Source organism: Streptomyces sp. NPDC032822 (genome assembly GCF_055578825.1).
The window spans coordinates 152,428-178,332 of sequence record NZ_JBVIOL010000003.1; the positions used below are offsets into that span (position 1 = coordinate 152,428).

Here is a 25,905-nt window from a genome sequence, read left to right on the forward strand (position 1 = left end):
GCAGGATGCCGCAGTCCTCCGGACGACGGAAGAGGTTTTCTGATGCTCCGTCAGATAAATGGGTCCACGCGTGGCACGTTGACAGGAGCCCCGCCCGACACGAAAGTTCCACCGCACACGGTGACCCCGGCAGACGGGTTCCGTACGGTGTCGTGGGAGGCCCCGATGACCGAAGGCACGCCCGGTGGACCGACCCGGCGTCAACTGGGCAGACGCGCCCTGGCGTTGGGCGGCGCGCTCGCCATCGCGCCCTTCCCGGCGGGCCCGGCGACCCCCGCCCCGCGGACCGCGCACCGGACTTTGCGGCACGGCTCCCCCGAGCGCGCCGGTCTGCTCCCCGGCCCGCTGCGTCAACTCGTCACCGACGCCGAGGCGTTCCTCGGCCCCTCTCCCCGGCACCCCTGGTACGCGGGAGCCGTGCTGCTCGCGGGGCGCGGCGGCACGGTGGCCCTGCACCAGCCCATCGGCACGGCGGTGCGCTACCGGGCGTACGACGAGAAGACCGACACCGGCGTCGAGTTCCCCGCCGACCAGCAGATCCCCATGGCCGAGGACACCGTCTTCGACCTCGCCTCGGTGTCGAAACTGTTCACCTCCCTCCTCGCCGTGCAGCAGATCGAGCGGGGCGCGCTGGAGCTGGAAGGGAGGGTCGCCGCCCACCTCCCGGAGTTCGGCGCGGCGGGCAAACAGGACATCACGATCCGTCAACTCCTCACCCACACCTCGGGGTTCCGCGCCTGGATCCCGCTCTACAACGCGCCGACCCACGAGGACAAGCTCCGGCTCATCTGGCAGGAGGCGCCGATCACCCCGCCCGGCTCCGCCTACCTCTACTCGGACCTGAACCTGATCTCGCTCCAGCTGGTACTGGAGCGGATCACGGGCCGCGCACTCGACACCCTGCTGCACGACGAGGTCACCGCCCCGCTCGGGCTGCGTCACACCCGCTACAACCCGCCCGCCTCCTGGAAACCGCGGATCGCCGCCACGGAGGATGCGCGAAAGCCCTGGTCGGGGCTGGATCGAGGGCTCGTGTGGGGCGAGGTGCACGACGAGAACGCCTTCAGCCTCGGCGGGGTCGCGGGCCACGCGGGCGTGTTCTCCACCGCGTGGGACCTGGCTGTCCTGGGCCGGACGCTGCTCAACGGCGGGTCCTACGGCCGGACCCGGATCCTGCGGCCGGAGTCGGTGGAGCTGATGTTCACCGACTTCAACACCGCGTTCCCCGGTGACGAGCACGGGCTCGGCTTCGAGCTCTACCAGCACTGGTACATGGGCGCCCTGGCCACCCCGCGCACAGCGGGGCACACCGGCTTCACCGGCACCTCGCTGGTGCTGGACCCGACGACCGACTCGTTCCTGGTCGTCCTCGGCAACTCGGTGCACCCGGTGCGCGGTTGGCGGTCCGGATCGGCGCCCCGGGTGGCCGCCGGGAACCACCTGGCCCGCGCGGTGCGGGTCCGTCCCGCCGAGGGGCGTACCGCATGGTTCTCCGGAATGGCGAGCGCCACGACCGCCACGCTCGCGCTGCCCCCGCTCGACACCGCCTCGGGCGCCGCACGGCTGCGCTGCGCGCTGTGGTGGGACACCGAGCCGACCGCCGATGTGCTCGCCCTGGAAGCCACCTCCGACGACGGCACGACCTGGCGGCCCGTCCCGTTCACCACCACCCGCCACGGGGAGCAGCCGCAGGAGCACCCCGCGGGCACCGTCACCGGCTGGTCCGGCCACCTCTGGCACCACCTCACGGCCGAGCTTCCGGCCGCCCGGCGGCTGGGCCTGCGCTGGCGGTACACGACCGACCGGATGTACGTCGGGCGCGGGGCGTACGTCGACGGACTGCGGGTCCGCGCGGCCGACGGGGTCCTCTTCGACGGGGCGCGTCCGGCGGACGCGGCCCGGATCGAGGCGCGGGGCTGGACCGTGTCGGCCGACTGACGGCTCAGCCGGGTACGTCCAGGCGCTGGGTGCCGATCACCGACAGCAGCCGTAGCGCCTCCTCGGCCGGGGTGCCCGGGGTCGCGGTGTAGATGACGACCCGCTGGTCCCGGTCGGTGATGTCCAGGACATCGCAGTCGACGGTGACGGGGCCGACGACCGGGTGGTCGATGGTCTTGCAGAGGGTGGGGCGTGCGGTCACGTCGTGGGCGGCCCACAGACGCGCGAACTCCGCACTGCCCGTCAGGAGTTCGTCGATGAGTCCGGTGACCTCCGGATCGTCGGGGTAGCGGGCGGCGGCGGCCCGCAGCTGTTGGGCCGCGGTCCGGGCGAACTCGTCGGCGTCGGAGACGCTGTACAGCCGCCGGGACTGCCGGTAGGGCTCCAGGAAGGCCCGCCGGACCAGGTTGCGGTCGCGGCGGGGCAGCGCGGAGAAGTCCTCCAGGAGGGCGGCGGCCAGGTCGTTCCAGGCGATGACCTCGAAGGTCGCCGACAGGACGAGCGCCGCCGCCTGCGGCAGCCGCTGCAGCAGGTCGACGATGCTCTGCCGCACCTCGCGGGAGGGACCGGGCGGCGGACCCGGCGGAGTGCCGGCGAGGTGGTGGAGGTGGTCGCGTTCGGCGTCCGACAGGCGCAGGGCGCGGGCGAGTCGGGCCAGTACCTCGCGGGACGGGTGCGGTCCGCGGGCCTGCTCCAGGCGGGTGTAGTACTCGGTGGAGATGTACGCCAGCTGCGCCACCTCCTCCCGGCGCAGCCCCGGGGTGCGGCGGCGCGACCCGGCGGGCAGCCCCACGTCGGAGGGGGTGATGCGCTCGCGCCTGCCGCGCAGGAAGCCGGCCAGTTCTCGTCGGTCCATTCCTCCAGTGTGCGCGGCGGCCGGACGCTCATCCAGGTACCGCCGGTGCCTGGATGAGCGGCGCGGCCCGGTGCAGGCTCGGCTCCATGACCGACACCACGATCACTCCCCCCACGTACACCGGCCTGCTCGCCGACAAGGTCGCCTTCGTCACCGGCGCCGGGCGCGGCATCGGTGCCGCGGCCGCCCGGCTGTTCGCCCGGGAGGGCGCGCGGGTGCTCCTCGCGGCCCGCACCGAGACCGAACTCAAGGCGGTGACCGAGGAGATCCGGGCCGCGGGCGGCACCGCGGACCACGTGCGGTGCGACCTCGCCGACCCGGCGAGCATCCACGCCGCCGTCGACCGGGCCGTAGAGCTGTACGGCCGACTCGACGTGGCCTTCAACAACGCCGCGACGCTCCAGCAGCCCGGCCCGATGGACCAGTTGCCGCAGGCCGACTTCGACCACGTGCTGGAGATCAACCTCAAGGGGCCCTGGGTGGCCATGAACGCGGAGATCGCCGCCATCCGGGCCACCGCGCGGACCGGGGCGATCGTCAACACCTCCAGCGTCGGCAGCCTGCGGGCCAACCCGCTGCTGCCCGCCTACGGTGCGGCGAAGCGGGCGCTCAACAGCCTGACCGTGTCGGCGGCCGCCACCTACGGCCCGGAAGGTATCCGCGTCAACGCCATAGCGCCCGGCACCACACTGACCGCGATGATCGACGCGTGGGAGGCGAACACGCCCGGCATCATCGACCACCTCAACGCCCAGACCCCGCTGGGCCGGGCCGCCGACCCCGACGAGGTCGCCCAGGCCGCGGCCTGGCTGCTGAGCGACCGCGCGTCCTACGTCACGGGGACGGTGCTGCGGGTCGACGGGGGGATGCGGGCCTGAGGGATCGTCAGTCGGTCTGCTCCAGCACGGCCATCGCCGCGTTGTGACCCGGCACCCCGCTGACCCCTCCCCCGCGCACCGCGCCCGCCCCGCACAGCAGGACGTTGGCGTGCGGGGTCTCCACTCCCCAGCGGCCGGTGTCCTCCTGGGTGTACGGCCAGGTGAGCTCGCGGTGGAAGATGTTGCCGCCGGGGAGGCGCAGGTCCCGCTCCAGGTCCAGGGGAGTCCTCGCCTCGATGCAGGGCCGGCCGTCGGCGTCGGTGGCCAGGCAGTCCGCGAGGGGCTCGGCGAGATGGCCGTCCAGTTGGGCGAGCGTCGACTTGAGGAGTTCCTCGCGGACCGCGTCGTTGTCCCGGTCGAAGAGCCGGGCCGGGGTGTGCAGACCGAACAACGTCAGTGTCTGGTAGCCCTGTTCGACGAGGTCCGGGCCGAGGATCGTCGGGTCGGTGAGCGAGTGGCAGTAGATCTCGGAGGGCGGGGCGGCGGGCAGCCGGCCCGCGGCGGCCTGGGCGTGGGCGGTGGCCAGCTGTGTGTAGCCCTCGGCGATGTGGAAGGTGCCGGCGAACGCCTCACGGGGGTCGACGGCCTCGTCCCGCAGCCGGGGCAGCCGGGTGAGGAGCATGTTCACCTTGAGCTGGGCGCCCTCGGCGGCGGCGGGCGGCCGGTCGCCGGTGAGCGTGGCCAGTTCCCGCGGGGAGGCGTTGACGAGGACGTGCCGGGCGGTGACGGTGTTCTCGCCGTCGGCGGTGCGGTAGGTGATCTCGGCGGCGCGGCCGTCCGTGTCGATCCGCAGGGCCTCGTGCCCGGTGGCGAGGACGGCGCCCGACTGACGTGCCGCGTCGGCGAGGGCGTCGGTGAGGGCGCCCATACCGCCGACGGGCACGTCCCAGCCGCCGGTGCCGCCACCGATGACGTGGTAGAGGAAGCAGCGGTTCTGCGGGAGTGCGGGGTCGTGGGCGTCGGCGAAGGTCCCGATGAGGGCGTCGGTGAGGACCACACCCCGCACCAGGTCGTCGTCGAAACGCTCCTCGATGGTCGTCCCGATGGGTTCCTCGAAGAGGGCCCGCCAGGCGTCCTCGTCGTCGATGCGGGCGCGCAGCTCGTCGCGGGTCGGCAGCGGTTCGGTGAGGGTCGGGAAGACCCGCCCGGCCACGTGCGCGGTCATGCCGTAGAAGCGCTGCCAGGCCTCGTACTCGCGCTCCCCGCCGGTGAGCCGTGCGAACGCCTCCCGGGTGCGCCGATCGCCGCCGCCGACAAGGAGCCCGGTCGGACGGCCGCCCCGTTCCACCGGGGTGTACGACGAGATGGTGCGGGTGCGGACGCGGAAGTCCAGGCCGAGGTCCCGGACGATCTTCTTCGGCAGCAGGCTGACCAGGTAGGAGTAGCGCGACAGCCGGGCGTCCACGCCGGTGAAGGGCCGTGTGGAGACGGCGGCGCCGCCGGTGTGGTCCAGCCGCTCCAGCACCAGCACGGACCGTCCGGCCCGGGCCAGGTAGGCGGCGGCGACGAGGCCGTTGTGGCCGCCGCCGATCACGACGGCGTCGTAGGTCCGGTGTCCCTCGTGTGCAGGCATGGTTCTTGGTAACACGGGGTGATCCACATCGGCCAGAGATGGGCCGCGTGGAGACTAGCCGCCACCGGTCGCCCGCTGCTGCCGCAGCACCGCCACCCTCCGGTAGAGCTCCACGGCCTCCGCGCCCCGGCCGAGCTGTTCCAGGCAGTGGGCCTCGTCGTTGCGGCTGGCGAGGGTGTCGGGGTGGTCGGCGCCCAGGATGTGTTCGCGGGTGGCGGCGACGCGCCGGTACTCGGTCAGCGCGTCGGGCCAGCGGCCCAGCCAGCCGAGGCCGACGGCCACCTCGCGACGGCTGACCAGGGTGTCGGGGTGGTCGGGGCCGAGGACACGCTCGCGGAGGGCGCACACGTCGCGGGACTCGGCGAGCGCCTCCTCCCAGCGGCCGAGGCGGCCGAGGTTGACGCCGAGTCCGTGGCGGGCGCGGAGGGTCTCGGGGTGGGCGGGGCCGTGGACGCGGGCGCGGTCGTCGATCAGGTCCCGGTAGAGCTGGAGGGCTTCGGTGCTGCGGCCGAGGCGGCCGAGGCTGATGCCGATCTCGTAGCGGGCGGCGAGGGTGTCGACGTGGTCGGGGCCAAGAGCCTGGGCGCGGGCCTCGGCGACCTCGCCATAGGCCGTCAGGGCCTCCGGCCAGCGGCCCAACTGGCCGAGCGCGTAGGCGACCTCGTACCGGGTGACCAGGGTGTCGGGGTGGTGCGGGCCCAGTACGCGGGCGCGGGCGTCGGCCACCTCGCAGGCCATCCGGTACGAGTCCTCCAGGCGGCCGAGCCTGCTGAGGTTGAAGGCGAGGTTGTGGCGGCAGCGCAGGGTGTCGGGGTGATCGGGTCCCATGGCGCTCTCGCGGGCGGCGAGGACCGAGTTGTAGACCTGGTGGGCGTCGAAGTGACGACCCAACTGGCCCAGTACGTACGCCATTTCCTGGCGGGCGGCGAGGGTGTCGGGGTGGTCGGGGCCCAGCGCGATACTGCGGGCGCGGGTGACATGCTTGTACTCGCGCAGGGCGTCGGCGGCGCGGCCGGTGCGGCTGAGGGTGAAGGCGACCTCGTAGCGGCTGGCGAGTGTGTCGGGGTGCTCGGGTCCCAGGACGTGCTCGCGTTCCGCGGCGACCGCGCGGTGCACCTCGCCGGCCTCGGCCCAACGCCCCAGCCGCCCCAGGCTGAGCCCGGCGTTGTGCCGTCCGGCGAGGGCGGCGACCGTCTCCGCGGAGGGGGCGGGCGGCTCCTGCGGCACCGGATCCTCGGCCCGGCCGGTGAGCGCTCGCGGGATCCACTCGCCGGTGAGACCCGCTCCGGCGTCCGGGGGCGAGGTGCCCAGACCGGCGCCGGTGGCCTTGTGTCCGGTGGTCATGCCCTGGGTCCAGGACGGCAGGCGCACCTCGCGGGGCCGCAGGGACTCGGGCGGCCGCAGGTCCGGCTGCGGGGTGATGACGGTCGGCACGTACGTCGGACTGGTCCGGCCGACGCTGATCCGACGGCCCAACTCCCGTGCGTCGGGCGGGCGTTCCCCGGGCTGCTTGGCCAACAGGTCCAGGATGACCCGGTCCAGGTACACGGGCAGCTCGGCGCGGTGGCTGCGCGGCGGCCGGGGTGGCGTGTCCCGGTGGCCGATGAGGATCGCCCAGGCGTCTTCGAGGTCGAACGGCGGTGCCCCGGTGGCGATCTCGTAGAGCACGCAGCCCAGCGAGTACAGGTCGCTGCGCTGGTCGACCTCGGAGCCGCCGATCTGCTCCGGCGACATGTAGTGCGGGGTGCCCATCGCGATGCCGGTACCGGTCAGCCGGGAGGTGAAGCCGATGTCGGCGCCGAGGCGGGCTATGCCGAAGTCGCAGATCTTCACCGTGCCGTCGGTGAGCCGCACGATGTTCGCGGGTTTCAGGTCGCGGTGCACGATGCCCTGCCGGTGCGTGTACGCGAGGGCGGCGGCGACCTGGTCGGCGATCTCGACGACGTCGGCCACGGGCAGCGGGTGCTGCTTGTTGTCCTCCAGGAGCTGGCTGAGGTTGCGGCCGTCGAGTAGTTCCATGACCAGGTAGAGGACGCCGTCGTACTCGCCGAAGTCGTGGACGACGGTCACCCCGCGGTGCTGGAGAGCGGCGGCCACCCGGGCCTCGCGCCGGAACCGCTCTCTCAGGACCCCGGTGAAGGCCTGGTCGTGGCCCGAGCCGAGCGGCTTGAGGCACTTCACGGCGACATGTCGGCCCAGCGACTCGTCGCGCGCCCGCCACACCTCGCCCATACCGCCGCGCCCGATCAGATCGAGCAGTCGGTACCGGCCCTGGATAAGCCTGCTGTCCCCCATACTCCTGCGACCGCCCCCGTCGTCAACGCGTTCCGCCCTCCCCTGGCTCGTCCAGTATGGCGAGCCGTCGTCCGAGTTTGTACGGTGCCGGGCGGGAGGCCGGGCCGAGGCTGGCCATGGCGCGCAGGATGTGGGGGGGGGCGGGAGTGGCCGGCACAGCCGTGCGGAAACGCGGCGCGGCAGGGTGCCAGTGGGACGCGACTGGTGAGTGACGGTGGAGGGTTCGGGGCCGGTCTGCCGTACAACTCCCGGACGTACGGCGGCTGTACGGCGTACGCCGTACAGCGCCACGAACCGCGACGGCCTCTCGCGCGCCGGGACGAGGAGGGGGCGCGCCGGAGAGCGGAGGAGGGGGCGCGCCGAGGGCGGAGGAGGAAGTCGTCCACCGCGCGCGCCTCGGTCGTGGCCGCGAGGCGGGGGCGGATCTCCTCGAAGCAGCCGGGCGGGTCACCGGCTGCGGCGTGATCCGCCCGGGATCACCCGTACCCGCGGTGTGACCAGGATCGGTAGTTGACACTAGGCCACGTTCGCAACCTGCGCTGATGCCAACCAGCTTCAGCAACCGGAGGCCAGGAATCAGAGAGATAGTTGGCACTTCAGTACAGCGCAGGTCACAAGGGGTGCCGCCGCACTTGGACATCCAATCCAACTGGCCCCCTCGGCTGCGACGAGCGCGGCACGCTCCAACTCCTGGTCCATGCCGCAACCATCGGTCGTCGTCGGTGAAGGCGACATTGGCCAGCGGGCCCGCGGCGTAACAGCGACCAGATGCCCTCAACCGGGTTCACGTCCGGTGCATAAGAAGGCAGTCCCACGGTGGTAATCCCGTCATGCTCGTCCGCATACTCGCGTATCCCGGCGGCCCGGTGGGTGTTGAGAGTTGTCCCGGACGAGGACGATGGGGGCCTCGAGCTGTATGTGAGCACGCACGACCAGGTCGCGGTAGTCGCTCCAAGCGAAGCTGTTGCGCCCCTCACCCCGGCACTTGCGGTGCCGGCGGAGCCGGTGGATCAGCCGCGGCACAGCCTGCCACCAGTCATGGCGGTGCAGCAACCGCCACACCGCCGCCATCGAGAAGTCGACCTGGAACTGCCAGGCGGTCACCGCTCTGATCCGCGCCACGGTACACCGCTGGTCTTCCCAGCCATGCTTGGCCGGCCCGAGCGCCAACTCCTTCTCCAGTTCGGCGTACTGGCCATCCGACAGCTTCGGCCGTTTCGGCGGCCCCGCGGAGGCCAGGGCATCCATCTCGCCCTGCCGCCAGGCCCGCCGCCAGCGCTCCGCCGACCGCTACCTGACCCGCAGATCCTTCGCGATCACCGGGTTCTTCTCGCCACGAGCGAACCGCTCACCCGCCTCATACCGGATCCGCTCGCAGGGATCACCACGCGTCACCCGACAACACCCCGAAGAGATCAGTAAGCGCAACTTCAGGTTGAAACACGCTCGATGAGAACTGACACCGGTCATGGGCATCGACCGGAAGCGGAGCGGCGGTCCTCCCTACGCCGAAGGCCACGTGGGCGTCCCAGCCGGCCGTCGCCCCGGCTGGACCGTGGGAGGTCACTCCGCCGGACCCGACGTCTCGCGGGAAGGGTGGCATGTTCAGGCCGTACCTGTTAGCTTCCCCCGCTCATACATTCAGTCATGACATGTATGAATGGAGGCACTATGCGGGGAAAGACGGCTGTGGTGCTCGGCGGTAGCGTGGCGGGGCTGTGCGCCGCAGGAGTGCTCGCGAGGCATTTCGACGAGGTGATCGTCCTGGAGCGGGACCGGCTCCCGCCGGACGCGCAGCATCGGCGGGGCGTGCCACAGAGCAAGCACCCGCACTTCCTCCTCAACTCCGGGCGTCGCGCGATCGGCGAGATCTTTCCTGGGTTCGAGGAGGCACTGATCGCCGCGGGCGGGATGCGCCTGATGCCGGCGATGGACGCGGCGTACTGCGAGAACGCCGGCTGGGCCCCGCGCAAGGTCGGTTCGATGACGATGATCTACAGCTCGCGTGTGCTCATCGAGCGGGTCCTGCGCGACAAGGTCCGTGAGCTCCCGGCCATCGAGATCCGCGAGGGCGTGACCGTCACCGGACTTCGTTCCACCGGGGGCGGCACCGCGCGCGGGCGCGTGGAAGGAGTTGAGTACCGCGCGGGCGACGTCTCGGGTCACCTGTCCGCCGACCTGGTCGTCGATGCGCTGGGGCGCGGTTCCTCCGTCGCCGACTGGCTGAGCGCGGCCGGATGGCCGGCGCCGCCGGAGAAGACCCTTGACGCCAAGGTCACCTACACGTCGCGGTGGTACGACCTGCCGCCCGCCGACCGGCGTCCACCGGCGTGGTGGTGGAAGCACCTGGTCGTCACTCCGACCCAGGACACCGGCGACCATCCCGAGGAACACGAGTTCCTCAGCAACTTCTTCCCGATCGAGGGGGACCGCGCCATCGTGTGCATGGGGGCGTGGGGCATCCGGATGCCGCGCGAGGTCGACACCTTCGAGGCCGCGGTGGACCGCGTGCGGGCCAGCTCCTTCGGGCGGGCGACGCGTGCCTGCACTCCGACCTCCGGGGTGCACCTCACTCGTTCGACCGGCAACAAGTGGCGCCGTTTCGACCTGCTCGACCAGCCCCCGCTCGGGCTGGTCTGCGTCGGTGACTCGATCTGCGCGTTCAACCCGTTCTACGCCCAGGGGATGAGCTCGGCGGCCCGCTCCGCTCTCATTCTCGCCGAGATGCTGCACGGCCACGACGTCCTCGACCTCGCCTTCTTCCGCGAGTTCCTCACCCGGCAGCAGAAGTCACTCGACGTTCCCTGGATGCTCGCGATGGCCCGTGACCAGGCATATGACTTCGCGACCGGGAGTGAGGTCGTCGCTCCCTGGCGCCGCAAGCTGGCAGCACGCCTCAGCTGGCCGGTCTTCAACGCCATCAACGCCACGAGCCGCGAGGACGCCTACGTCGAGCGGACGTTCGCCCAGGTCTTCAACCTCGACATGTCACTCAGGGAGATGACCACCGATGTGCGGTTCTGGTTCGGCATCGCGCGCTACAAGGTGCGTCAGCGGCTCGGACGCACGGTCGTGCCCGGCGGATTCGATGATCAGCAGGATCCGCCCGGCACCGACTTCACCGGCCTGACCCGCGCCGGCAGCTCGCCGTACGCCGAGACCGACCTCGTCAATGACTGACCCGAGGAGCGAGGAATGAGCTATTCATGCGACTCGGCGGCCGAGCGCCTCGCTGGAAGGCTCGGGTTCTCCTGCCATGACGCCGATCCCGTCGTGGACTTCCGCAACCCGTTCGGTCTCGAGAACGGCACCATGCCGTTCCTCGAACTGCTCATCATCGGCGGTGCGGTCTTCGCCCTCGTCCATGCGTGGCGGCGGTGGCGGCGCGACGGCGACCCGGTCAACATCTCCCTGTGGTTCGCCTCGCTCGTCTACCTGGCGGTGATCGAGCCGCCGCTCTATTTCCCGGGCTGGTTCGGCCTGGAGGAGCACGTCGGGTTCATTTTCTCCCACAACGTGTTCACCGTGCAGTTCATGTACGACCGGCTGCCGCTCTACATAGTGGCCTTCTACCCGGCGCTGTCGCAGCTCGCCTACGAGGTGGTCCGTGTTCTCGGCGTCTTCGCGCGACGGGGGCTCCTTCTCGGTTCGCTGGCGGTCGCGTTCGCCTGCCAGGCGTTCTACGAGATCTTCGATCAGCTCGGACCTCAGCTGAAGTGGTGGGCCTGGAACCCCGGCAACGAAATGATCAACAAGCCGGCGCTCGCCTCGGTCCCGATGAACAGCATGTTCCTGTTCGCCTCCGTGTCCTTCGGCGCGATGACCTACCTGGTCGTCCGGCTGGTCGGCGCGAAGGACGGCCGAGGCACGCTCACCGGCCGGCAGATCAGCCTGCGCACCGTGGCCGCCGGCGCCCTGACACCGTTGGCGATGGCGGTCGCCGGCGTCCCCAGCAACATCTTCCGCGGTGGGGACCACCTGGGGATCCAGCAGGCCATCCTCGGTGCCGAGCTCGCCCTGGTCTGGATCGTCGGCCTCTATCTTTTCGCGGACGCCTGGCGCGCGCGGCGAACAGATCTGGCTCCGGTGGCGTCGCCGCTCTTCGCGCGGATCTATCCGGCGCTGTACCTCGGCGTCCACATCGTCCTCTGGCTGGCCGCGTTGCCGGCCTACTTCGCGGCGGCCAATGGCATCACCGAGCAGGGCACACCGACCGGCAGCCTGTGGTACACCGTGCTGTGCACCGTAGCCGCAACCGGGCTCATCGTGGCCGTACTCCGCGCGACCATGTCCCGGCAGACCACAGAGCCTGTGCAATCCTAAGCCCATGGGGCATCACGGCTGGGGAGGCCGGCCTCCCGCATCGGACGCGGAGGCCCGGCAGCGCATCATCGACGCGACCGCCCGCTGCATCGACAGGCACGGCGTCACGAAGACGACCCTGTCCGACGTCGCCGGCGAGCTCGGCGTCACCCGCCAGACCGTCTACCGCCACTTCGGCCGCATCAGCGACATCATCGGCGAGGTGGCGGCCCAGGGCGCCGAGTCGTTCGTCGACCTGATGATCGCGCACCTGCAAGGGACCACCGACCCGGCCGAAGCCGTGGTCGAAGGCATGGTCTTCTGCGTACGGACCATCCCCACCGAGCCACGCCTGAGCCTTCTGCTGCAACTCGGAGACACCGCCGCCTTCGGCCGCACCACCACCACCAGGGAAACCATCGCCTACGGCGCCAAGATGCTGCAGCGCTTCCCCGTCGACTGGGCCGCCGCCGACATCGACGAGGACGGCCTCAACGGCCTCGCCGAGATCATCATGCGACTCCTCACCTCGCTGCTGCAGCACCCCAGCGAGCCACTGCAGGACGAAACCCGGCTCCGCACCTTCCTCAACCGCTGGCTGGCCCCGGCGCTGTCCCGGACATCGGCATCCGCGCACCCACGTTCTTCAACACTCACCCGGTGACGTAAGAGGCAGGAACGCCGGGCCAAGACCTGCGCAGAGGCCCTGACGGCGGTTGAGGAGTACCTGGAAATGCCGTACCGCATACGGCGCCGACCCGAGTCCTCCTCCGCCGTACGACAACAACTGACCGACGAGGTCAGCGGCCTGCTCGCTCGCATGGCCCTCCACCAGGCATGGCTCCAGATCGAGGCCACAACCGTCGCAGGCCCCTGTGCGGCCCTCGTGGCAACGGCGCGAGCCGAGTCCGGCGCGCAGATGAGCCTCGCCTGGCAGCAGCCACCGATCACCACCGACAGCGGCATGAACCTCGGAATCCCGTACCCCCGGGACCGATCGAATACGGCCCGAGCCACGTGCATCGAGATGATGCGCCGTCACCTCTGAGAAATGGCGGTGATCTTGATACCAACTATCCCTCTTTTGTGCCAACTAAAAATCCTCGTCACACGGGCTAACGCCGGACCCTCGGCATCCCCAGCCCTATCCACGAGATGATCTCCCGCTGGATCTCGTTGTTGCCGCCGCCGAAGGTGAAGATGACCGCCGAGCGGTAGCCGCGCTCCAGTTCGCCGTGGAGCACCGCGCCCGCCGAGCCCTCCTTCAGCGCGCCGGCGGCCGCGACGATCTCCATCAGCCAGGCGTAGGCGTCGCGGCGGGCCTCGGAGCCGTAGACCTTGACCGCGGAGGCGTCCTGTGGGGTGAGCGTGCCGTCCTGGACGGCGTTCACCATCCGCCAGTTGAGGAGCTTGAGCGCGTCGAGGCGGGTGTGGGTGCGGGCGAGGAGGCGGCGCACCCAGGGCAGGTCGACGACACGGCGGCCGTCGGCGAGCTTGGTCTCCATGGCCCAGCGCTGGACGTCGTGCAGGGCGCGGATCGCCATGGTGCCGTGGGCGGCGAGGGTGACGCGTTCGTGGTTGAGCTGGTTGGTGATCAGCCGCCAGCCCTGGTTCTCCTCGCCGACCCGGTGGGAGACGGGGACACGGACGTTCTCGTAGTAGCTGGCCGTGGTGTCGTGCGAGGCCAGGGTGTTGATGACGGTGCAGGAGTACCCGGGGTCGGTGGTCGGCATCAGGAGCATGGTGATGCCCTTGTGCGGCGGGGCGTCGGGGTCGGTGCGGACCGCGAGCCAGACCCAGTCGGCGGTGTCGCCGTTGGTGGTCCAGATCTTGTGGCCGTTGACGACGTACTCGTCGCCGTCCCGTACCGCGCGGGTCTTCAGGGCCGCCAGGTCGGTGCCCGCGGCGGGCTCGCTGTAGCCGATCGCGAAGTCGATCTCACCGGCGAGGATCCTCGGGAGGAACGACTCCTTCTGCTCCTGTGTGCCGTACCGCATGATCGTCGGGCCCACGGTGTTCAGGGCCATCAGCGGCAGCGGTACGCCGGCCTGGGCGGCCTCGTCGAAGAAGATGAACTGTTCCATCGCCGTCAGGCCCCGCCCGCCGAACTCCTTCGGCCAGCCCACGCCGAGCCAGCCGTCCGCACCCAGGCGGCGGATGGTGGCACGGTAGAAGCGCTTCTGGGCCACCCGGTCGGTGAAGCGGGCGTGCGCGTTGTCCGGCACCAACTCAGCGAAGTAGGAGCGCAGTTCGATGCGCAGTCGCTGCTGCTCGGGCGTGTGATCGAGATGCACGGCGCCTCCAGGCTCCGGGACCGGTCCTGACGGCGCACACGGTAGAACGTGTTCCAGAAATTGGGAATGGCTTTGCGCGGGCCCTCGGGCGACCGGGCCGGGCCCGCACCCCCGCGCCTCAGGTCCTCAGGTCCTCAGGTCCTCAGGTCCTCAGGTCCTCAGGTCAGCGTGGCCATGAAGTCCGAGCACGCCTGGGCACACTCCCGGCAGACCTTCGCGCTGTCCTCCGCGCCCGGATACCGGTCGAAGGCATGCGCGCTCTCCAGGCACACGGACCGGCACCACTCCAGCTGGACGCGGATGCCCGCCTCGTCCAGGTCGTTCTGCTCCGAGAGCACCCGGCAGGTCGCGTCGCAGACCTCCGCGCACATGATGCCCTTGCGTCGTACGAGTTCCTGCTCCTCGCCACCCTCCGGGTCCATCAGGCTGGCGCGCAGGGTACACGCCCGGGCGCACTCGGTGCAGGCCTGGGCGCAGGCGAACCGGTCCTCCAGGAACCGGAAGAGCTCCTGCTGGGACGTCTGGGTTGCCGGGGTTGCCTGGGATGTCGTCGTGGTCACACCGGGCGGGTAGCCGCCGCCGTACGCGCCAAACCCGGCGTTTCCCGGCCTCCGGGTCTCATCCGGGGTGTCTCCGGACCGACCGGGGGCCTGCCTGCCGGCCGCCGGGCGGGGCTCCGGTTCACCGACGGCGCCAGGGGTACTCGCGTGCCATGGATACCTCATGGATGGACATCGCCGCAGGCCGGGGCGCTCTCGGTATCGGTCTGATCGTGGTGGGCGTGCTGGTCGTGGCGGTGCTGATCGGCTCCTTCGTGCTGGGATCCCGCGTCAAGCGCCGGGAGCCGCCGCCCCCGACACCCGAGGAGCAGCCCCGACCGCCCGCGGGCGGTCCGGTCCGCGAGGTCCAGGAGAACCGCGAGCCCAATGAGGTACCGCGGAGCGACCACCGGCTGAGCCCGCACGAGCTGTCCGGCAACGGCACCTCCGGGACCCGTCCCAGCCCGTCCACGGACCGGCCCCGCTGGGACGAGGGCAACAGCGGTTCCTTCGGGAGCGGTGGCTCGGGCGGCCACTGAGCACCGAGCCGTACCCGGCCCGGGTGGTGCCCCTGTCCCGTCGAGACCCGTGTCCCGTCGAGGACGGTCAGGGTCGCGCGCGGGCCGCGGCTGCTGGTGCCCCGGCCGGGCCCGGCCCTGGGTACGGGCTCAGACGAGCCTCTTGAGCAGTTCGTCCGCGAGTGGCCCGGACGACGCCGGGTTCTGACCGGTGACGACGTTGCGGTCGGTCTGGATGAACGGCGCCCAGGGCTCGCCGACCTCGACCTCGACGCCCGCCTCGGTCAGCCGGTCCTGGAGCAGCCACTTGGCACGCTCGGCGTTGCCGGCGAGCTGCTCCTCGGTGTTGGTGAAGGCGGCGACGCGGTAGCCGGCGAAGGCGTTGGTGCCGTCGTCCTTCACCGCCGCGAGCAGCGCGGCGGGGCCGTGGCAGACGACACCGAGCGGCATCCCGCTCTCCAGTGCCCGGGTGAGGATGCGGCCGGAGTCGGCGTTCACGGCCAGGTCCTCCATGGGGCCGTGGCCGCCGGGGACGTAGACCGCGTCATAGTCGTCGAGGCGTACGTCGCTCAGCGCGATCGGGGCCTGGAACTCGGGGGCCGTCTCCACGACCGCGCGGATCTTCGCGGCGCGTTCGGGGCCGCCGTTGAGTTCGGCGGCCAGGCTCCCCTCGTCGACCGGCGGGACCACGGCACCGGGGGTGGCGACGGTGACCTCGTGTCCGGCGTCCTTGAACGCCTCGTACGGGACGACGGCCTCCTCGGCCCAGAAACCGGTGGGGTGGGTGCTGCCGTCGGCCAGGGTCCACCGGTCGGCGCCGGTCATCACGAACAGGATCTTCGCCATCTTCATCTCCTCGGGCACTGCACGGCACTGTGGCTCTACGGCTCTCCTGGTGCATCATCGCCACCCGCCCCTGCCGCCGCCACCCGGCCTAGCATGGCGGCATGGCCGTCGTTCTCTTCGCAGGCATCTCCGTCAACGACTACCCCGCGGCGCTCTCCTGGTACGAACGGCTGCTCGGCTCGCCGCCGGCGTTCGTCGTGAGCGGGACGGAAGCCGTGTGGGAGCTGGCGGAACACCGGTCGGTGTTCATCGAGCACCGGCCCGAGCACGCCGGTCACGCCCTGCACACCGTCTTCGTCGACGATCTGGACGATCTGATCGCCGGGATCACCGAGCGGGGGCTCACACCCGCCGTCCGCGAGACCTATGCGAACGGCGTGCGCAAGGTGACGTACCGCGATCCGGAGGGGAACGAGATCAGCTTCGGCGGTGCCCCTCTCTGAACGTTCACCGCACCAGCGCCGCCACCTTCGTGGTCCTGCCGAGCAGCCACTCCAGAGGCCCTCGGTGGAAGAACCGGGACCACACCGTCGCGAAGACGGTGACCACGACGAGGAAGCCGAGCAGCACGTGCGCCGATGAGCCGGGGAGGTCCTCGATGCCGAGGAGACCGATCCCGACGACGTGCAGGACGTACGCGGTCAGGGACATCGCGCCGACCGCGATCACCGGGCGGGCGAGGCGGCGGAAGCGCGGGAGGGCGTCGGCAGCCGCCAGGCAGGCGACGAGGACCGTGACGGCCACCCCGGTGTTGGCCACGACCGACAGGGTCGTCTCGCTGTGCGGCGAGGCCACCAGGAGGCCGACCGGGGAGTCGCCGTCGGGGTAGCCCCAGGTGTCGGACCACCAGGCGGACGCGACCGGACCGCCCTCGCTCTCGTCGCTGTCGCTCAGCACCGGCAGGGCACCCGGGAACAGGTTCAGGGCCAGCCAGGAGCCGCCGTGGCCGAGTACGGCCAGGCCGACGCCGGTGAGTGCGAGACGGGTCCGTACGACGGTGGAGGCCAGGTCGAGACGGGCCACCGCCATGCCGGCGATCACGAACGGGACCCAGGCCAGGGCCGGGTAACTGCCGGTGAACAGCAGCGAGTCGAGGCCGTCGCCGCCCGCGGGCCAGGCCCGGACGCCGCCGGCGCCGGCGCCGTCTTCGGGGAGTCTGTCCTGAACGACGTAGAGGAGCTGGGGCAGGAGCAGCGCGCCGGCCGCGGCGATGACGGCCAGCGGGCGCGGGCCGAGCCGGTACAGCGGCAGGACGAGCAGGAAGTAGAGGCCGTAGAAGGCGAGGATCACCTCGACCGGGGTGCCGGTCAGAGTGAGCGCGGTGCCCAGGGCCAGCAGGACGAGGGCCCGGATCACCACCTTGGCCACCGCCTGGCGGCCCGCCCGGCCGGTCTTCGGGGTGCGACGGCCGGTGATCAGGACGATCGAGAAGCCCGCCAGGAAGGCGAACAGCGCGGAGGCACGGCCGTGCGACAGCTCCATGAGGAAGCCGGTCGCTCCACCCTCGGACGGGTCGGGGCCGACGTGCGCCGCGTACATCCCGTAGACGGCGAGGCCCCGGGCGAGGTCCACGCCGACCAGGCGCCCCGCCGAGGACGCAGGGTTCGCGTCGGCCGCGGGCGGTGCGAGGGTCTCCGTGCCCGGGGTGTCGTCTGCGTTCTGGGTCATTCCTCCAGGCTGGGGAGCCCGCCGGCGGCGGGACATCCGGCGACCGACCGGTCCGCACCCCCCGAACGGCCAGAACCGTTCCCCCGGGTGGCGGGACTGTCCCGGCGAGCCCCCGCGGGGGGTGTGACTCGCTCTACGGTGGCCCGGGACGCAGGCACGACGGCGACGGGGCGGAACGCGCGTGATCCGGGTAGTGGTGGTGGACGACGAGGCCCTGGTGCGGTCCGGTTTCCGGCTCATCCTCGGCGCCGCCGACGACATCGAGGTCGTCGCGACCACGGCGGGCGGCGAGGCGGTCGAGGCGGTGCGGCGGGAGCGCCCGCACGTCGTCCTGCTGGACATCCGGATGCCGGACGTCGACGGCCTCACCGTGCTGCGGCAGCTGCGGGCGCTTCCCGAGGCGCCGGTGGTGGCGATGCTGACCACGTTCGACGCCGACGAGTACATCCTGACGGCGCTGCGCTCTGGAGCGGCCGGCTTCCTGCTGAAGGACACCGAGCCCGAGCATCTCGCCCAACTGGTAAGGACGTTGGCCGCGGGCGGGGTCGTCATGTCACCGAAGGCGTCCCGTGCCGTGTGGCAGAGTCACCCGGGAGCAGCGACGGCCGTCGAGGACGCCGGGGCCGCTCGCGTCGGACAGCTCAGCGGGCGCGAACGCGAGGTTCTCGTGCTGATCGCGGAGGGGCTGTCCAACGCCGACATCGGCGCCCGTGTCCATCTCAGCGCGGGCACCGTCAAGGACCATGTCAGCGCGATCCTCACCAAGTTGCGGGTGGGCAGCCGGGTCCAGGCCGCACTGCTCGCCCAGCGGGCCGGGCTGCTGGACGGGACACCGCGCGGGGGGTCCGGACGATGAGCTCGCGCCGCCCGTGGTGGTCGCGGGTCCCGGACCCGGTCGTCGACGCCACGGTGGTGGCGGTCGCGGTGACGGACGTCTGCCTGAACCTGTGGGACGCGTCCCCGGTCGCCAAGGTGATGGCGGCGGTCGCCTGCCTCGCCCTCGCGGTCCGCCGGCTCTTCCCGCTGACGGTGTTCCTGCTGACGCTCCCGGCCAGCCTGATGCTGGACGTCGTCTTCGCGCCGTTCGCCGCGTTGTTCACGCTGGCCGAGCGGTCCCGCAACCGTCGGCTGCTCGTCGTGGGCGCCGTGCTGTTCGCCGCCGCCTCGGCCACCCCCTGGCCGCTCGACGACCTCACCGTCCACGAACGCACCTGGACGCTGATCTCCTTCTTCTACACCCTGGCCACGGCCGCCGCGCCCGTCCTGCTCGGCCAACTCGTGCAGGCCAGAGGGGACGTGGCGCAGCGACTGGTCGAGATCGAGGAGGCGCGGGAGCACGAGAGGCTGCTGCACTCCCAGGCCGTGCTGGCCCGGGAGCGCGCGCAGTTGGCACGCGAGATGCACGACGTCGTCTCCCATCAGGTCAGCCTGATCGCCGTCCAGGCCGGAGCCCTGCAGGTCGGTGCCACGGACCCGGACTGCAGGGAGGGAGCCCGCACCATTCGCGCGCTCAGTGTGGACACCCTCGACGAACTACGGCACATGGTCAGCCTGTTGCGCGCGTCGGGCGGCCACGCCACCGAGCTCACCCCGCAGCCCACGCTGGCCGATCTCCACCAGCTCGTGTCGACCAGCGGTATCGACACCCGGCTCACCGGCGAACTCCCGCCGGACATCGGCACTCCGGCGCAGCGCGCCCTGTACCGCACGGTGCAGGAGGCGCTCACCAACGTGCGCAAACACGCGCCGGGCGCCACCGCGACGGTACGGCTGTGGCACGACGACCACGGCTACGGCGTGACCGTCACCAACACCGCGACCACCCGGCCCTCCCTTCCCCTGCCCGGCGCGCACCACGGTCTCGTCGGCCTCAGGGAGCGGGCCGAACTGCTCGACGGCACCTTCGAGTCCGGCCCCACCGACGGGGGCGGCTACCGGGTACGGCTGCGGATCCCCACCCGCACGGACTGACCGCCGGACCCACCGGCCACACCCCGCCCCGCCATGCCCCTGAACGAGTAGTCGTACGGCCGTCCCCCGCCCGCCTCCGTGTCGTTCGCCGCGGACGCCGTGCGACACCCGGATGATCGCCAGCAACCGCCCGCTCCCCTCCCCCACGTACGGAGAACCATGGCCGACGCCAGCCCCCAGGCCCGCGCCACCGCGTTGCTGCGCCGCCCCAAGCTGTGGCTGATCCCCACGGTCCTGACCGGCATGCTCGCCCTGTTGCTGTCGCTCCTCTACATGGGTGGCATCGTCAGTCCGCAGCGCGAGCTGCACGACCTGCCGATCGCCCTGGTCAACGCCGACACCGGCGAACCCCCCGCCGGACAGAAGCAGAATCTCGGCACGCAGATCACCGAGGCCATCACCTCCGGCTCCGCCGACGGCAAGGCCGAGTGGCACACCCTCACCCGCGCCGCGGCCCAGGACGAGCTGGAGTCGGGCAAGGTCTACGGCGCCCTGGTCATCCCCGCGGACTTCACGGATTCGGTCACCGCGCTCACCACCACCGGGGCGACGGAACGTCCGGCCCTCACGGTGCTCACCAACCCCGGCAAGGGCAGTCTCGGTTCCTCCCTCGCCACCCAGATCACCACCCAGGCGGCCCGCCAGGCCTCCCAGTCCCTCGGCAAGCAGCTCACGGCCGCTGCCTCGGACGCCGACTCCACCACCAGGCTGCTGCTCGCCGACCCGGTGACGGTGAGCACCCAGGTCGGCCACCCCATCGGCGACCACAGCGGTCTGGGTCTGACCGCCTTCTACTACACGCTCCTGCTGGTGCTGGCCGGTTTCATGGGCGGCAACGTCATCAGCAACGGCGTCGACACCGCCCTCGGCTACGCCGACAACGAGATCGGCCCCTGGCACACCCGGCGCCCCACCGTGCCGATCGACCGCACCCAGACGCTGCTGCTGAAGATGGCCATGACCGCGGGCATCACACTCATCAGCGTCTCCCTGATCCTGCTCGCCTGCGTGGTCGTCCTCGGCATGGACGCCACCCACATCCCGCTGCTGTGGATCTACTCCTACTGTGCGGCCCTCGCGGTCGGTCTGGGGGTGCAGGCCATCAACGCCGCGTTCGGCGGGATGGGCCAGCTGGTGTCCATGTTCGTGTTCATCGTGCTGGGCCTGCCTTCCTCGGGCGCCACCGTCCCGCTCCAGGCGGTCCCCGGCTTCTACCGCTTCCTGTCCCACTTCGAGCCGATGCGTCAGCTCAGCGACGGGGTACGCGCCATCCTGTTCTTCGACGCCCGCGGCGACGCCGGTCTGACCCGCTCCTGGGTCATGATCGCGATCGGCACCGCGATCGGCCTGCTCTTCGGTTTCGCGATGACCCGCTACTACGACCGCAAGGGGCACCGACGCCTCACCCCGCAGCCGGTGTGAGGGACCCCGGAGCCGGTCGGGCGAGTGCGGCCTCGACGGGCAGCTCAGCTGATCCCGTCGACGACGTTGGAGCGCGCCCTGACGGGGCCTGCGCCACCGCGGCCGTCCGGTCGGCCCCTCGCCCTGTCCGCGGCGGGAGCGGACACCTACGACACGAAGGCTCGGCAGCTGATCGCCTCGGCCCTTCCGGCGTGGGACGCCGACCCGACGGCCCACACCCATGCCCCGCACGACCCGCCGCCGTGCCGACGGATCCCCGATTCCAGCGCCTGGTCCAGGCGTTCACGGATTCGGACGGTCTGCGGGTGCGGGTGCTGTGGCCGGTGGGACGGGTCTGACAGCGGGTGACCCTGCGCCGGTGGCGTCCCCCGCCGACCGCGCGCCGCGTGCCTCCCCATCGCCACAGGGGCGTCTCCGCTCTGTGACGACGACGCCCCGACCGCGAAGACGCCGGGGGGATCAGTCGATCGCGGCCTCGGCCGCCGCCTTGATGCGGGCGCCGAAGGCGGCGGCGTCCTTGCGGGCGGCGGCGAGCGCCAGACCGACGAGGAGCTTGCCCACTCCGTGGCCTTCCAGGACGTTGAAGATACGGACGCGGGTCCTGCCGTCGGCCGACGACTCCAGGTCGTAGCCGCCTTCGCTCACGGTCACGCTGTTCTTGGAGACCTCGGCCCAGCGGATCGTCGCCGGGGCTTCCAGGGCGGTGATGCGGAACTCCCGGGCGCTCTTCATCCCGGCGTCCTTGACCGTGCTCCTGAAGACGGTGCCCACGGCGGTCGGGGCGTCGGGGACCCGCTCGATCCTGAGCACCCGCGGGCTGAACTGCGGATCGTTGCGCCCGTCGGCGAGATAGGCGAACACCGCCTCGACAGGTCGGTCGACCTCGACCACCGCTTCGAACTGTCCTGACATGGGCACTCCTGTCGGGTGGAGCCGCGACGCCGTCCGGCCGTGGCGGCACCGCGACCCTACGGGACCACCGTGCCGCCCGCGCGGCGGACGGGACGACTCCGCGAAACGGCAGCCCGTCCGCCAAGGCTCAGTCCTCGTGGATGCCCCGGACGATGTGGTCGACGACCGCCGAGGCACGCTCCGGGTGATGCGCGAACCAGGTGCCGAGATACTCCTGGACAGCCTCCCCGACACAGACCCGCACGTCGGTGTTGCCCAGCAACCGCTGCGTGGCGCCGAGGAATTCGGGATGGTCGAGCTTCACCGACACGACTGCCGTGAAGCCCCCGACGATCCGGTCGGTACGGGGATCGGGGTCCGCCGCCGCCAGCAGCCCCTGTGTCCGCGCGTACGTGATGACCGCGGCGGTCACGCCGTCGTGGAAGCCGTCCACGTGTGCGCCGCCCTCAAGGGTGGCCCGGCTGTTGGCGAAGCTGCGCATCCGTTCCTCGCGGGAGCCGGTCCACAGGAACGCCACCTCCATCGTCCCCGCCAACCGCGGGTCCTCCCGTTCGAAGCCGACGACGTCCCGACGAGGGGCCCCGCCTCCCTCCGCTTCGAGAGCGGCCACGAAGTCCCGCGCCCCGTCCGGGAACCGGAACAGCACCGCCCTGTCCTCGCCCTCCGGGCGTTGCTCGGTCAGCGAGATTCCCAGGCCCCGGTTGAGGAAGGCCACCTCCCGGAAACGCTCCGCCAGCACGTGGAACGAGCACCGCGTCTCCTCGAAGATCTCGGCATCGGGCCAGAAGGTGACGGTCGTCCCGCTTCCGGTCGTGGGCTCCACGACGGCGGTCGGGGCGACCGCGACACCGCGTGCGTACTCCTGGACCCGCCGACCGCCCTCGTACCGCTCCTCGGCCGTCAGCCGGCTCGACAGGGCGTTGGCCACGAAGAGCCCCACACCGAACTGGCCCACGTCCGCGATGTACCGGCGCCCGGGCTGGGGTCGGGTATCCATACGGGTCAGCAGCGCTTCGAGGCCCGCGCCGGCGGTGTCGCCGACGGCTCGGGCCTCGGCGGGAACCCCCGCCCCGTCCTCGGTGACCCGCACTCCGCCGTCGAGCGTGAGTGTGACGTCCACGGAGCCGGTGCCCGCGGCCCGGACCTGGTTCACCGCTCGGCCGACGACCGCGAACACCATCTGCTGCAGACCACGTTCGCCGGTCGAGCCGACCCACATCCCAGGCCGCTTCCGAACGGCTTCCCGCCCCTCCAGCACCTCGATCCGGGCAGTGTCGTACTCCATGCCTGTTCTCCCCACGAAAGACCCCTCCCTTGGCGTCCTGCAGACCTCCCCAGGTTAGGGGAAATCCAGTAAAACACCAGGTCAGAGCCTTTTCGTCAAGGTCACTGAGGCGCGGGTGAGGGCATGTCGGGAAGCGGTCGACCCGAGAGCCGCACAGCGCGCCCACAACGCCTCCGAGGGCCCACAGAGGCCGCGCAGGCCCCCGTTCCCGGCGCCCCTCGGGCCCTCAATTCCCTTACACGGCAAGGTCGTCCGGGGAGAGCGGATCGCTCACCCCGCGCAGGGCTGTGTCTCTCGGCCGGCCGTGGTGGCGCCGACGTCGTGGAGCGGCCCTCAGGGCCCGAGCGGAAGGGCGGGACGCGGCTCCACTCCCCGTCCGGGGTGTCGGTCCCGGAGAGCCGGGCGCGCCCACGAGCGTCCACGCACGTGACCTTCGCTGCCCCAAGGTCGATACTTCCGACAGGCCTGACGCCCAACCTTTAGCCCCACCAGGAGGTACCCGTGAAGATGCTCATCAACGTCCCGGAGACCGTGGTCACCGACGCGCTGCGTGGCCTGGCGGCCGCTCATCCCGAGTTGACCGTGGACATCGAGAACCGGGTGATCGTCCGGCGGGACGCTCCCGTGGCCGGGAAGGTCGCCCTGGTGTCCGGTGGAGGCTCAGGGCACGAGCCTCTGCACGGCGGTTTCGTGGGGCCGGGGATGCTGTCGGCGGCCTGCCCCGGTGAGGTGTTCACGTCGCCGGTGCCGGACCAGATGGTGCGGGCCGCGGCGGCCGTGGACAGCGGGGCCGGTGTGCTGTTCATCGTGAAGAACTACACGGGTGACGTGCTCAACTTCGACATGGCGGCCGAGCTCGCCGAGGACGAGGGCATCCAGATCGCCAAGGTGCTGGTCGACGACGACGTGGCGGTCACCGACAGTCTCTACACGGCCGGGCGGCGCGGCACCGGCGCGACCCTGTTCGTGGAGAAGATCGCCGGGGCCGCGGCCGACGAGGGGCAGCCCCTGGAGCGGGTGCAGTCCGTTGCCCGGCAGGTCAACGAGAACGCGCGCAGCTTCGGGGTCGCGCTCAGCGCGTGCAGCACCCCAGCCAAGGGCAGCCCGACCTTCGATCTGCCGCCCGGCGAGCTGGAGTTGGGCATCGGCATTCACGGCGAGCCCGGCCGGGAGCGGCGGCAGATGATGACCTCGCGGGAGATCGCCGACTTCGCGGTCGGCGCGATCCTGGACGACATGACCCCGCGCAATCCGGTCCTCGTCCTGGTCAACGGCCTGGGCGCGACGCCGCTGCTGGAGCTGTACGGCTTCAATGCCGAGGTGCAGCGGGTGCTCACCGAGCGGGGTGTCGCCGTCGCCCGCACCCTCGTCGGCAACTACGTCACATCCCTCGACATGGCCGGTGTCTCGGTCACCCTGTGCCAGATCGACGAGGAGCTGCTGCGTCTGTGGGACGCGCCGGTGAAGACGGCGGGGCTGCGCTGGGGAGTGTGAGCGGGTGGGGGGCGGTGAAGACGCCCTAGGCACACACCACGTACCGACCACGCAAGGAGATCCAGTGCTCGACGCCGAATTCTTCCGCCGTTGGATGACGGCGACCGCCGCGTCCGTCGACCGTGAGGCGGACCGGCTCACCGATCTCGACTCGCCCATCGGGGACGCCGATCACGGCAGCGGTCTGCGGCGCGGGTTCACCGCGGTGACCGCCACCCTGGAGAAGGAGGCGCCCGACACGCCCGGGGCGGTCCTCACACTCGCCGGGCGCCGGCTCATCTCGACCGTCGGGGGCGCCTCGGGGCCGCTGTACGGCACGCTGCTGCGCCGTACCGGCAAGGCGCTCGGGGATGCCGCCGAGGTGAGCGAGGAACAGTTCACCGAGGCGTTCCGCGAGGGCGTCGACGCGGTGATGACGCTGGGCGGGGCCGCGCCCGGCGACAAGACCATGATCGACGCCCTGGTGCCGGCTCTCGACGCGCTCGGCGGCGGTTTCGCCGCGGCCCGGGCCGCCGCCGAGGAGGGCGCCCTGGCGACCACGCCGTTGCAGGCCCGCAAGGGCCGGGCGAGTTACCTCGGGGAGCGCAGCGTCGGGCACCAGGATCCGGGTGCCACGTCGGCGGCGCTGCTCGTCGCGGCACTGGTGGAGGCGGCCGGTGAGTGACACGGAGCTGGTCGGGATCGTGCTGGTGTCGCACAGCGCGGAGGTCGCCGCGTCCGTGGCCGAACTGGCCAAGGGGCTGGCGGGCGGCGGTGTCGAGGTGCCCGTCGCCCCGGCGGGCGGGACCGAGGACGGCGGGCTGGGTACCAGTGCGGAACTGATCGTCGCCGCGGCCGCCGCCGTGGACCGGGGCGCCGGTGTCGCCGTCCTCACCGACCTCGGCAGTTCGGTCCTCACCGTGAAGGCGCTGCTCGCCGAGGGCGACGAACTCCCGGACCACACACGCCTGGTGGACGCCCCGTTCGTGGAGGGCGCGGTGGCCGCGGTCGTGACGGCTGCCACCGGGGCCGATCTCGCGGCGGTGGAGGCGGCGGCAGCGGAGGCGTACACGTACCGAAAGGTGTGACGGCTCTCCAGGTCCCTCTTCGAGCCGCTCTTCGGGCGGCTCGTCGA

General features: G+C 71.5%; 23 protein-coding genes and 1 pseudogene. 14 read left to right on the forward strand and 10 right to left on the reverse strand.

Annotated elements, in window-relative coordinates; all coding sequences use genetic code 11:
* The first annotated feature begins 165 nt into the window (after nt 1-165).
* On the forward strand, nt 166-1,938 hold the full coding sequence (locus tag ACZ5VD_RS09840) for a serine hydrolase domain-containing protein (protein WP_468681821.1): 1,773 nt from the start codon (nt 166-168) through the stop codon (nt 1,936-1,938).
* A gap of 4 nt (nt 1,939-1,942) precedes the next feature.
* Here ACZ5VD_RS09840 and ACZ5VD_RS09845 read toward each other — a convergent pair whose 3' ends face one another.
* Nucleotides 1,943-2,794, reverse strand: a complete 852-nt coding sequence (locus ACZ5VD_RS09845; RefSeq protein ID WP_468551965.1) for a helix-turn-helix transcriptional regulator — start codon at nt 2,792-2,794, stop codon at nt 1,943-1,945.
* 86 nt (nt 2,795-2,880) lie between these two features.
* Here ACZ5VD_RS09845 and ACZ5VD_RS09850 point away from each other — a divergent pair, with 86 nt between their 5' ends.
* Nucleotides 2,881-3,672, forward strand: coding sequence for an SDR family NAD(P)-dependent oxidoreductase (locus tag ACZ5VD_RS09850; protein ID WP_468681823.1), 792 nt, complete (start codon nt 2,881-2,883; stop codon nt 3,670-3,672).
* Nucleotides 3,673-3,679: 7 nt separating this feature from the next.
* Here the strand turns inward: ACZ5VD_RS09850 and ACZ5VD_RS09855 are convergent, their stop codons facing one another.
* From ACZ5VD_RS09855 to ACZ5VD_RS09865, 3 genes and pseudogenes are all read right to left on the reverse strand, one after another.
* Nucleotides 3,680-5,245 carry a phytoene desaturase family protein gene (locus ACZ5VD_RS09855; RefSeq protein WP_468681826.1) on the reverse strand — a complete coding sequence of 522 codons (1,566 nt, stop codon included), beginning with the start codon at nt 5,243-5,245 and terminating at the stop codon, nt 3,680-3,682.
* 54 nt (nt 5,246-5,299) lie between these two features.
* Nucleotides 5,300-7,540, reverse strand: a complete 2,241-nt coding sequence (locus ACZ5VD_RS09860; RefSeq protein ID WP_468681828.1) for a serine/threonine-protein kinase — start codon at nt 7,538-7,540, stop codon at nt 5,300-5,302.
* A gap of 694 nt (nt 7,541-8,234) precedes the next feature.
* A pseudogene (locus ACZ5VD_RS09865) lies at nt 8,235-8,959 on the reverse strand (transposase); the annotation flags it as partial.
* Nucleotides 8,960-9,211: 252 nt separating this feature from the next.
* On the opposite strand from ACZ5VD_RS09865, the gene ACZ5VD_RS09870 reads away from it, so the two are divergent.
* The 4 genes from ACZ5VD_RS09870 (at nt 9,212) to ACZ5VD_RS09885 (ending at nt 12,890) form a co-directional block, all read left to right on the forward strand.
* A complete protein-coding gene (locus tag ACZ5VD_RS09870; RefSeq protein WP_468681830.1) occupies nt 9,212-10,720 on the forward strand; it encodes an FAD-dependent oxidoreductase in 1,509 nt (502 codons plus the stop codon).
* A 15-nt stretch (nt 10,721-10,735) separates the two neighbouring features.
* The gene (locus tag ACZ5VD_RS09875) at nt 10,736-11,863 is read left to right on the forward strand and encodes a hypothetical protein (RefSeq protein WP_468551960.1); all 1,128 of its coding nucleotides are present in this window, start codon (nt 10,736-10,738) and stop codon (nt 11,861-11,863) included.
* A gap of 4 nt (nt 11,864-11,867) precedes the next feature.
* Nucleotides 11,868-12,506: a TetR/AcrR family transcriptional regulator gene (locus ACZ5VD_RS09880; RefSeq protein WP_468551959.1), complete on the forward strand. Its 639-nt coding sequence runs from the start codon at nt 11,868-11,870 to the stop codon at nt 12,504-12,506.
* Nucleotides 12,507-12,575: 69 nt separating this feature from the next.
* Entirely contained in the window at nt 12,576-12,890 is a 315-nt protein-coding gene (locus ACZ5VD_RS09885) for a hypothetical protein (protein ID WP_468551958.1), read from the forward strand.
* A 67-nt stretch (nt 12,891-12,957) separates the two neighbouring features.
* On the opposite strand, the gene ACZ5VD_RS09890 is transcribed toward ACZ5VD_RS09885, so the two are convergent.
* The gene (locus ACZ5VD_RS09890; RefSeq protein ID WP_468551957.1) at nt 12,958-14,136 is read right to left on the reverse strand and encodes an acyl-CoA dehydrogenase family protein; all 1,179 of its coding nucleotides are present in this window, start codon (nt 14,134-14,136) and stop codon (nt 12,958-12,960) included.
* Nucleotides 14,137-14,294: 158 nt separating this feature from the next.
* Entirely contained in the window at nt 14,295-14,696 is a 402-nt protein-coding gene (locus ACZ5VD_RS09895; RefSeq protein WP_468551956.1) for a four-helix bundle copper-binding protein, read from the reverse strand.
* A gap of 152 nt (nt 14,697-14,848) precedes the next feature.
* Between ACZ5VD_RS09895 and ACZ5VD_RS09900 the strand changes: the two genes are divergently transcribed.
* Nucleotides 14,849-15,214: a DUF6479 family protein gene (locus tag ACZ5VD_RS09900; RefSeq protein ID WP_468551955.1), complete on the forward strand. Its 366-nt coding sequence runs from the start codon at nt 14,849-14,851 to the stop codon at nt 15,212-15,214.
* 129 nt (nt 15,215-15,343) lie between these two features.
* On the opposite strand, the gene ACZ5VD_RS09905 is transcribed toward ACZ5VD_RS09900, so the two are convergent.
* Nucleotides 15,344-16,039 carry a type 1 glutamine amidotransferase domain-containing protein gene (locus ACZ5VD_RS09905; protein ID WP_468551954.1) on the reverse strand — a complete coding sequence of 232 codons (696 nt, stop codon included), beginning with the start codon at nt 16,037-16,039 and terminating at the stop codon, nt 15,344-15,346.
* A 101-nt stretch (nt 16,040-16,140) separates the two neighbouring features.
* Between ACZ5VD_RS09905 and ACZ5VD_RS09910 the strand changes: the two genes are divergently transcribed.
* The gene (locus ACZ5VD_RS09910) at nt 16,141-16,482 is read left to right on the forward strand and encodes a VOC family protein (protein WP_468681832.1); all 342 of its coding nucleotides are present in this window, start codon (nt 16,141-16,143) and stop codon (nt 16,480-16,482) included.
* A 4-nt stretch (nt 16,483-16,486) separates the two neighbouring features.
* Here the strand turns inward: ACZ5VD_RS09910 and ACZ5VD_RS09915 are convergent, their stop codons facing one another.
* Nucleotides 16,487-17,707: a DUF418 domain-containing protein gene (locus ACZ5VD_RS09915; protein ID WP_468681833.1), complete on the reverse strand. Its 1,221-nt coding sequence runs from the start codon at nt 17,705-17,707 to the stop codon at nt 16,487-16,489.
* Between the two features lie 181 nt (nt 17,708-17,888).
* Here ACZ5VD_RS09915 and ACZ5VD_RS09920 point away from each other — a divergent pair, with 181 nt between their 5' ends.
* From ACZ5VD_RS09920 to ACZ5VD_RS09930, 3 genes are all read left to right on the forward strand, one after another.
* Nucleotides 17,889-18,563 (forward strand): response regulator, encoded by a 675-nt coding sequence (locus ACZ5VD_RS09920; RefSeq protein ID WP_468551951.1) that lies wholly within the window; start codon nt 17,889-17,891, stop codon nt 18,561-18,563.
* A complete protein-coding gene (locus tag ACZ5VD_RS09925; RefSeq protein ID WP_468681836.1) occupies nt 18,560-19,678 on the forward strand; it encodes a sensor histidine kinase in 1,119 nt (372 codons plus the stop codon). Before ACZ5VD_RS09920 ends, ACZ5VD_RS09925 begins: the two co-directional genes overlap by 4 nt.
* Nucleotides 19,679-19,837: 159 nt before the next feature.
* A complete protein-coding gene (locus ACZ5VD_RS09930) occupies nt 19,838-21,100 on the forward strand; it encodes a YhgE/Pip domain-containing protein (RefSeq protein ID WP_468681837.1) in 1,263 nt (420 codons plus the stop codon).
* Nucleotides 21,101-21,559: 459 nt separating this feature from the next.
* On the opposite strand, the gene ACZ5VD_RS09935 is transcribed toward ACZ5VD_RS09930, so the two are convergent.
* A complete protein-coding gene (locus ACZ5VD_RS09935; RefSeq protein WP_468681839.1) occupies nt 21,560-22,012 on the reverse strand; it encodes an SRPBCC family protein in 453 nt (150 codons plus the stop codon).
* A gap of 127 nt (nt 22,013-22,139) precedes the next feature.
* Nucleotides 22,140-23,297, reverse strand: a complete 1,158-nt coding sequence (locus ACZ5VD_RS09940; RefSeq protein ID WP_468681841.1) for an ATP-binding protein — start codon at nt 23,295-23,297, stop codon at nt 22,140-22,142.
* Between the two features lie 501 nt (nt 23,298-23,798).
* Here ACZ5VD_RS09940 and dhaK point away from each other — a divergent pair.
* The 3 genes from dhaK to ACZ5VD_RS09955 all read left to right on the forward strand — a co-directional run bounded on the left by dhaK (nt 23,799) and on the right by ACZ5VD_RS09955 (nt 25,858).
* Nucleotides 23,799-24,791, forward strand: a complete 993-nt coding sequence (gene dhaK, locus ACZ5VD_RS09945) for a dihydroxyacetone kinase subunit DhaK (RefSeq protein ID WP_468551946.1) — start codon at nt 23,799-23,801, stop codon at nt 24,789-24,791.
* A gap of 64 nt (nt 24,792-24,855) precedes the next feature.
* Nucleotides 24,856-25,455, forward strand: a complete 600-nt coding sequence (gene dhaL / locus ACZ5VD_RS09950; RefSeq protein ID WP_468551945.1) for a dihydroxyacetone kinase subunit DhaL — start codon at nt 24,856-24,858, stop codon at nt 25,453-25,455.
* Nucleotides 25,448-25,858: a PTS-dependent dihydroxyacetone kinase phosphotransferase subunit DhaM gene (locus ACZ5VD_RS09955; RefSeq protein ID WP_468681844.1), complete on the forward strand. Its 411-nt coding sequence runs from the start codon at nt 25,448-25,450 to the stop codon at nt 25,856-25,858. The genes dhaL and ACZ5VD_RS09955 overlap by 8 nt, the downstream gene beginning before the upstream one ends.
* Nucleotides 25,859-25,905 lie beyond the last annotated feature (47 nt).